The sequence below is a fragment of the uncultured Lacinutrix sp. genome (assembly GCF_947500605.1).
Taxonomy (GTDB): domain Bacteria; phylum Bacteroidota; class Bacteroidia; order Flavobacteriales; family Flavobacteriaceae; genus Lacinutrix.
On the sequence record NZ_CANMSJ010000004.1, the window covers coordinates 329,865 to 337,015 of the forward strand.

Consider the following 7,151-nt stretch of genomic DNA (forward strand, 5'->3'; position numbering starts at 1 on the left):
AAAACCGAAAAGTACAATATATTATCTTAAAAATAAAAAAACCGAAAACTTATGCCTTCGGTTTATATATACTTAGGTTAATCAACATTTATCTACTACAAAAAATACCTAAAATACAGCGTCTCAATTAGCAAGAATACTTAAGCTAATTTTTAGGTTCTTCAACATCTAAAAACGCTTCTTGTTTTAGTTTTAATCTTTCTCTTTTTGCATATTCCACAAATATACTTTCCGGGTTGTTTTTAATATAAACATCGAACAACTCAATCTTACTTTGCATGTCTTTATAGTAACTTGCTTTTGTTGTTACAAGGTAAAATTTAGCAAACTCATCATCTGGATTTTCTTTAAGTGCCTTTTTAAAATATTTAACTGCTACCTGTGGTTTTTCTAAACGATTATAAACTGTTGCCAGTTTCCTATATTCGGCATCCAAAGACACATCAAGAATTTCGAGTGAACGTTTTATATACTTTTCGGCATTTTTATAATCTTTAACCAACTGGTACAAACATCCTAATCGGTATAGATTCTCAGCATTTTTAGGATTGAAAAGTAACGCTTGTTCCATGTTTTCTATCGCCTTTTTGTACTCTAAATCTTTACGATAAGCGAAGCTTAATTTCTCAAAAATGAACTGGCTTCTTTCACCTAACTCTAATAGTTTTTCGAACCAAACAATTGCCTTTGTATAATCTTGCAACAAGTACAAGCTTTGTGCTTTTAAATTTGTTAAAGCTGCATTTTTTGGATAACTATTTAAACCCACTGTAATTAAAGTATCAAGCCTTTCGAAAGCTTTACTTTTAAGACTGTGCTTTGCTAATTTATATATTGCTTTTTGATGCGTTTTATCTAACTTATAAGTAGCTTCAAAATTACCTTGAGCTTCTTTTGTTTTTTTTAAACGCTCTAAAACAACACCTAATTCGTAATAATAATTTGGGTTTGTGCTATCTGTTACTTTTAGATTATTAAATATAATAACAGCCTCTACATTGTTTTTTACTTTGCTTAATAGTTTTCCATACTCGTATTGTAACAACGTGTTTTCTGGACTGTTTTCTATTGCATTTTTAAAGTTTAAAATAGCTTTATCGTAGTTACCAATAGCGTTATATGCTTTTGCTAATTTATATGATGTGTTTTCTATATTACTATTTTCAAGTAATACTATAGCTTTAGAAAAATTACCATTAGCCATTAAACTGTCCGAAACGTTTAAAACCGAAGATTGAGCTTCGGTTTTAAACGTTATTAGTATTAATGCTATTATAAAGATTCTAATCATTCTTGAATATTAAATGTAATCGGCAAATCGAAAGCAACCTTTACAAGATCTCCTTCATGTTGTCCTGCTTTAACTTGAGGTATTAACTTCACTATCCTTCTAGCCTCTTTTTCTAATTCTGGATGTGGAGCTCTTGTTTTAATCGTTTCAATATTACCTTCTTTATCAATAATAAACCTAGCGTAAATTCTCACCTTACCTGTTAAGCCAAGTTTTTTACCTAGATCTAAATTAAAGTTCTGTCTTACTAATTTATTTACATTTTCACTAAAACATTTTCTTTGATCTTTGTTAGATAAAAAAGTATCACAGCCAGGATAAACCGGTACTTGATTGATAGTTGCAAAACTGAGTGATTCATCATCTATAAGTGCTGTTTCAATATATTCTTCTTTTTCCGTTTTTAAACCATCAAAATTAAAATATGATATATAACTAGCACCGTCTGTAGAATTTACTCTTATTTCATGCATACCTATTGGTCTTTTTTCAGCCTTAGCATGAACACTATAAGAAATTACTCCTGCTTCTTTATCTATTACCGACCAGCTTACATAGTCTTTATTTTCTTTCAAAAAAGACTCATACTTTTGATGTGTAATTTTTACATCATCAGACATCTCTTCATCTAGTTTTAATGAATAAGAGTATTGTTCTAAATTACTAATTTCACTCTCAGATTCTGTTTTCTCTGAACAAGAGGTATAAAACAACATCCCAATTACCATTGGAAACAATAGTAAATACTTTGTTAAATGAATTTGATTTGATTTTGATTTGCTTAACATAATGATTCGTTTTTTGATTAATGATTGTTTAAAAAATGGATTGATGAATGACACCTTTTGAGTATCGAAAACTTGCGATAACAAATTTTGATAATAGCTAGCTTTACAACTCGATTTTACAGCTTTAGAATCTGCTATAAACTCATGTAAATTGGCTATCCTTTTTTGATACATGTAAATTAGAGGATTAAACCAGAACAAGATTTTTAAGATTTCGAAAAACAATAAATCGATGCTGTGCTTCTCTTTAACGTGTTGCAACTCATGATTTAAAATAGTTTGCTTGTCTTCTACATTTATATCTTTTCCTAGAAATATATAATTGAAAAACGAAAATGCGTGTTTACTATTAACCAATTCAATTAAAATAGCCTTCTCAAACTTAACTTTTGGATTTTTACAAGCAATTGCTATTAACCTATAAAGCTTGATAGCGAATAATACTAATGCGATTACACAACCAAAATATATAATATAAGACCAACTAAAATAAAAACTATTAACAGTACTTACATCGCTTAACAACTCTTGACCAGCGATTGCAGTTGTAGTACTTTTTCCTAAAATAACTTCTGGTAAAGTATAAATGAATCTTTCTGGTATTACAGTTTTAAAACTATCTACTTTTACAAAAGGTAATACAATTGATAAAAAAGCGGAAACCAGTAAGTAAAACCTGTTCCAATTAAAGAAGGTTTCTTTCCTTAAAAACACATCGTAAACCATTAAAAATAGTAACTGAAACACGATAGTTTGTAAAATATAATGTAGCATAGTTTTATTTTTTAGTATCCTTATCTATTTCCTTTAAAACCGATTCTAGGTCGTTTAAATTGATGTCGTTTTTTTTCATAAAAAACGAAACCATACTTTTAAAAGAACCCTGAAAATAATTATCTACCAGTTTATTAATAGACTGGTTACTGTAGTCTTGCTTCTCTAGTAAAGGAAAATAAATATGCCCTTTTCCTTTCTTTTCATAATCTACAAAACCTTTGCTTTCTAAAATTCTAACAATAGTAGATACCGTATTGTAAGCTGGCTTTGGTTCTGGCAACTTTTCTATTATTTGTTTTACATTGGCTTTTTTTAATTGCCATAGTACTTGCATGATATCTTCTTCTGCTTTTGTAAGTTGTTTCATCTTTATTTGATGTATTTTAAATTAGAATTCAACACTTTTAAACTAAATCCTTAGTTCAAATATAACTATTTTTTTAGTTTAAACTAATTTTTTAGTTATAAATGTAACTTTTATTCATTTTTATCGTCTTATAATAAAACATTACTATGGATATATTTTTAACCATTCTTGGTTTACTTTTCATGATTATTGGGCTTATTGGTAGTTTTCTACCAATATTACCTGGACCACCCCTAAGTTGGGTTGGTTTACTACTACTCTATCTTACAGATGCAATACCAAATAATTGGACCTTTTTAAGTATAACACTTGTTATAGCTCTTCTAGTTTTTGCTTTAGATTATATTATACCAGCAATAGGTGCAAAAAGATTTGGAGGAACTAAAGCAGGAATGATAGGTACAACTATTGGACTTATTGTTGGTATTCTAGCTCCTATTCCTGGAGGTATAATTATTGGGCCTTTTGTAGGTGCTCTTATAGGTGAGTTATCTAATAAAGCTGATTCTAAAACAGCTTTAAAGGCTGCTTTTGGCTCTTTTTTAGGTTTTATAACAGGAACTTTTATAAAGTTTATTGTTGCTATAATATACTTTGGCTTATTTATTAAACTCTTTTGGGATTATAAAAGCATTATTTTTTAATAAGAAGAAACCTTGCTATTTCATAAAGAAAAAGCAAGGTTTTGTGTAAATGTGCTATTACCAACTAAATCCTAATTGAATTACGAATTCAGTCATGTATGATTGTTGATAGAATAAATTTAAGTAAAATAAAATTATATGATTACGGTTTTTACCGTAATCAATAAATTAAAATCTCTCAAAACAGTAATAAAAACGGTCTTTTGAAAGATTTTAAAATAATCTTGATTTTTAAAAAAATTAACAATATCGTAAGAAAAAACTGTATTTAGTCTATAAAACCATAACCTCTAGCTTTCTCAATAAGTGATTTTTCGTCTCCTTCTTCAATACTAAAAATTTCTTTTAATTGTTTCTTTTTCTTCTCTATACTGCTTAAAGAAAGATTCATTTCCTTGGCAATATCTTTATTTTTAATTCCTCTAGAGATTAGATACAAAATACGATGATTTGCCTCTCCAACTTCTAAATTACTAAATCTTGTTTTTTTAATTATTTGGTTTACTGTACCACTATAAAAAGGAGGATTATTTAGTACTGCTTGAAAAGCACTAGCAAGTTCTCTTGATGTTAAATCACTTTTAATTAAAAATCCTTCTGGGTTAATGTTGTTTATAATACTATGTATACGGTAAGACTCATTAAACATAGTTAGCATAACTATTTTAGATTTAGGAGACTTTTCTCTAACATACATTGCTAAATCCTCACCAGATTTAAATCTACCATCCTTAGAAGGAGGTATACTAATATCAAAAAAATAAACAGTATAAAGCTCTCCAAGAGCAATCGATTTATTTATTAAATCTATGGATTCTTCGCAATTTGTAGCAAAATCAATAGTTAAATTTTGAGACTCTTTTTTTGTTGCTAACAAAGTATTACGGTAACCTTCAATAATCATAGGATGATCATCAGTCATTAATATCTTAATAGTTTTTTCCGACATTTTAAATGTGTTCTATCTTAAATTGGGATTTCTATATTTATTGTTGTGCCTTTATTAATTTGAGTATTTATTTTCTGTTTTCCTCCAATGGCACTCACTCTAGATTTGATATTTTTTAAGCCTATACCTTCTTTTTGTTTAGAGCTATCGTAACCAACACCATCATCTATTATGGATAAAGATATTAAATTATCTTCTTGTTGCACTATTATGTTTACAAGTTTTGCTTTTGCATGTTTGTAAATATTTTGAAGCGATTCTTGTATAATTCTATAAATATGTATTTTAGTTTTATTAGTTAAGTTCTCCCATTTTATATCATGGTTCATTTTAGTTTTGTAATCTAAACCATAGGCTGTGCATTGTGTTTCAACTAGTGTATTAATCATATCTGAGAAACTAGCATGCGAAATAAAATCGGTATTTAAATCATGAGAAACTTTACGAATATCCTTCTCTATTTCCATTAAATCTTTAATGTAATTTTCTCTACTAATAATAGCCTCTTTTGTATTAACCATGTTAAGACTATCTAAACTAAGCCTGGTACCAAACAATCTACCTAAAATTCCATCGTGTATTTCTTGAGATATCCTCTTTTTTTCTACAGCTCTAGCCTCATCCATTTTATCTTGTTGAGATAACATAAGATTATATATCTCTTCATTAGCCTCTTGTTGCTGCTGCGCAAGCTCAAGCTCTTTATTTTTTTCTCGTTGTGTTTTAATAATATATAAAAGCAATATAGAAAGCAAGAGTACTATTGAAGTAATTACTAACCAAAGATTCTGTTTTGAAATGGCTTCTTTCTCTTGTATTATTACATCTGTCTCGTAATCTATTCTTGCAAATTTGTTTCTCATAGAACGCTCTGCTGTTATTAAACTATCGTTTAATTTTATGTACTTGTTTAAGAAAATATCAGATGAGTCTTTTTCAAGTTCAGATTTTGTTATTAATGTTTTAAAAACAAAACTATTTGTTTTAGTATTTTTTGCAATTTTATAAGCCAGATTAACATATTTTTTAGCTGAATCTACTTGATCTATTTCTTTTAAGAATTCAGCATAATAAGTACTAGTTCCCATAATGCCTATTTCGTCTTCCATGACGCTGGATATTTTAAACGCTTCACTAAACATCTCTCCTATTTCTTCTGAAACAAAATCATTATTTAAGAATTTAGAATAAGCTAAGTTTGCTTTTATATTAGCATAAGATTCAGGATCGTTAGCGTATAAGCTATCATCCTCAAGGAGAGTATTAAAAATTTTAATAGCACTTGGGTAATCTCCTTTTCTTCTATAAATTGATCCAATATTATTTTTAGAATATAAAATATAATAATAAGCATTAGGTTCGTCTTCCAAAACACTTATAGAGAGATTATAGTACTCTAGTGCTTTATCAAAGTTTTTAAGCTCGCCAGAAATTATACCCAGTAAATTATACTTATCCCATTTAGCAAAATTGTTTTCTTCATTATTAGGTAGCTTCTCTAACGTTTTTAATGCTCTTACTGTATTAATTTCGGCACCAATATAATCTCTCTCAGACTGCTGAATATAGCTCATATTAGACAATACATTAATATAATCTTTAGTATCCCCTAAAGCTTCGTATTGCTTTACCGCTTTCGAATAATAAAAATAGGCGCTATCTTGCTTAGATTCTTCATCATAAGCGTAACCTAAAATAAAATTTGCATTTGCTAGAGCAGCAGAATCTTTAATTTTGCTAGCTATTTTTATAATTTCAAAATTTACCGACTTAAGTTTTTCGGTATTTAATTGATTCAAATAAATTGAAGATAAAGCCTTTTGGCTTTTAATTATAGTTGAATCTTCTCCATAGTTTTTAGAGCGTTCTATGGCTTTTTTAGCATATACAATACGCTTGTTAAAAGATGAATTTGTGTTTTTAGAATATTCCCTATAAGCATATATAGAGTCTAATTCAATATTCGATTTCTCCTTTTGAGCAAAAGAAAAATAGAATGAAAAAATACAAATTAAAATAAAGAGTTGTTTCAAGGTTTATGCTTTGATTTTATCAAATTTAAACTAAAAAAAATAAAAATTTGTTTTAAATACGTATCCATATTGAAACCTAAAAGTGTAAAGTTTAACCTTGAGATGGCACTTTTCTTTTTCCTCTTATCTCAATAAATGCTGTTAAGTCAACACTTGGCTTAGATAATTCGTGATTTACTGTTTCTGTAACTGTATCTGTATCGTTAGATGGTAATACTGCAGTTAGTAATCCTATTGAAAAAAGTGCGATTAATGTTAGTTTAAGGGTTTTCATGTTAGTTTGTTTTATGTTGCTATTAATG

7 protein-coding genes are annotated in these 7,151 nt (G+C 28.2%); 1 reads left to right on the plus strand and 6 read right to left on the minus strand.

From position 1 onward, the window contains the following. Positions 1-145 precede the first annotated feature (145 nt). Genes Q0935_RS08545 through Q0935_RS08555 form a run of 3 tightly spaced genes read right to left on the minus strand, consistent with a single transcriptional unit; the run spans position 146 to position 3,223 of the window. The gene (locus Q0935_RS08545) at positions 146-1,291 is read right to left on the minus strand and encodes a tetratricopeptide repeat protein (protein WP_299384632.1); all 1,146 of its coding nucleotides are present in this window, start codon (positions 1,289-1,291) and stop codon (positions 146-148) included. Next, positions 1,288-2,853 (minus strand): M56 family metallopeptidase, encoded by a 1,566-nt coding sequence (locus tag Q0935_RS08550; protein WP_299384635.1) that lies wholly within the window; start codon positions 2,851-2,853, stop codon positions 1,288-1,290. Before Q0935_RS08550 ends, Q0935_RS08545 begins: the two co-directional genes overlap by 4 nt. Before the next feature lie 4 nt (positions 2,854-2,857). Further along, positions 2,858-3,223 carry a BlaI/MecI/CopY family transcriptional regulator gene (locus tag Q0935_RS08555; RefSeq protein WP_299250590.1) on the minus strand — a complete coding sequence of 122 codons (366 nt, stop codon included), beginning with the start codon at positions 3,221-3,223 and terminating at the stop codon, positions 2,858-2,860. A 146-nt stretch (positions 3,224-3,369) separates the two neighbouring features. Between Q0935_RS08555 and Q0935_RS08560 the strand changes: the two genes are divergently transcribed. After that, entirely contained in the window at positions 3,370-3,867 is a 498-nt protein-coding gene (locus Q0935_RS08560) for a DUF456 domain-containing protein (RefSeq protein WP_299250588.1), read from the plus strand. Positions 3,868-4,135: 268 nt separating this feature from the next. Here the strand turns inward: Q0935_RS08560 and Q0935_RS08565 are convergent, their stop codons facing one another. From Q0935_RS08565 to Q0935_RS08575, 3 genes are all read right to left on the minus strand, one after another. Beyond that, positions 4,136-4,816, minus strand: a complete 681-nt coding sequence (locus Q0935_RS08565; protein WP_299250586.1) for a response regulator transcription factor — start codon at positions 4,814-4,816, stop codon at positions 4,136-4,138. Between the two features lie 17 nt (positions 4,817-4,833). Beyond that, on the minus strand, positions 4,834-6,849 hold the full coding sequence (locus Q0935_RS08570) for a sensor histidine kinase (RefSeq protein WP_299250584.1): 2,016 nt from the start codon (positions 6,847-6,849) through the stop codon (positions 4,834-4,836). Between the two features lie 91 nt (positions 6,850-6,940). Continuing rightward, on the minus strand, positions 6,941-7,151 hold a 211-nt coding region (locus Q0935_RS08575), incomplete at its 5' end, for a hypothetical protein (RefSeq protein ID WP_299384638.1).

Bases quoted from the DNA above. Each gene is read 5' to 3' on its own strand.
- Q0935_RS08545 (WP_299384632.1), bottom strand. From the start codon at position 1,291: ATGATTAGAATCTTTATAATAGCATTAATACTAATAACGTTTAAAACC.
- Q0935_RS08550 (WP_299384635.1), bottom strand. From the start codon at position 2,853: ATGCTACATTATATTTTACAAACTATCGTGTTTCAGTTACTATTTTTA.
- Q0935_RS08555 (WP_299250590.1), bottom strand. From the start codon at position 3,223: ATGAAACAACTTACAAAAGCAGAAGAAGATATCATGCAAGTACTATGG.
- Q0935_RS08560 (WP_299250588.1), top strand. From the start codon at position 3,370: ATGGATATATTTTTAACCATTCTTGGTTTACTTTTCATGATTATTGGG.
- Q0935_RS08565 (WP_299250586.1), bottom strand. From the start codon at position 4,816: ATGTCGGAAAAAACTATTAAGATATTAATGACTGATGATCATCCTATG.